This window comes from Bacillus sp. GMa5/1 (genome assembly GCF_050172015.1).
GTDB classification, from domain to species: domain Bacteria; phylum Bacillota; class Bacilli; order Bacillales; family Bacillaceae_G; genus Bacillus_A; species Bacillus_A cereus.
This window is the reverse complement of record NZ_JBNLYC010000435.1, coordinates 1-610: the sequence shown is the minus strand read 5'-3', so window position 1 is coordinate 610 and position 610 is coordinate 1. Positions and strand designations below refer to the sequence as shown.

The following is a 610-nucleotide window of genomic DNA, read 5'->3' as shown; positions in this document are numbered from 1 at the left end:
GGAATCGAATTTCTAACTCAAAGGCACTTGCTATCGTTTTCAATAAATCTAGTGGGTTTGTAAATTCTTTAATATGAATAGTACGGAAACTCGCATATTCTGTTACACCACGTTGCCACTTTGTACCTTCTAAAGCAAAGTCCATCCATTGATTTACTGTATAAGATTCAATAGTTTGTGGTTTAATAACTTTTGCCTTTCTGAGTTTTGTATGTTCACTGAGCGCATAGATTTTTTTAGAACGATCTACAGAATCCTGTTCGCTTTCGTTTATCACATACGAAACAAACGACCCATCACGAACACGCTTTAACACTATATTTTGTTGCATTAATCTCGCCGCTTTATGTGTACCATCTGAAACCGTAAATTCAAACATATCTACATTGTTTTTTAGTTCCCACTTACGGAGATCATCCCAATAGTCTTGTTCTTTGATTACTGCAATAATTTGTTCTGTTTTGAAATCAAAAATGTGTAAATCATTATTACTCATAGATACCTCTCCCTGTATGTCACTTCCACTTGTCCGATGTCAGAAGGGAAAACTTCAATTTGATTCATTCCTTTTTCTATATTTATAAAATCACCGAATAAATCTTTCGTATAG

General features: G+C 33.9%; 2 protein-coding genes. Both read right to left on the bottom strand.

The genetic code is table 11. The annotated features are described in order from the left end of the window. Positions 1–496 (bottom strand): phage tail spike protein (locus tag ACQGSG_RS29255; RefSeq protein ID WP_426948791.1); only part of this gene is annotated, 496 nt, incomplete at its 3' end. Next, positions 493–610, bottom strand: a 118-nt coding sequence (locus ACQGSG_RS29250; RefSeq protein ID WP_426948664.1) for a phage distal tail protein, incomplete at its 5' end; no start/stop codon positions are given. The genes ACQGSG_RS29250 and ACQGSG_RS29255, both read right to left, overlap by 4 nt.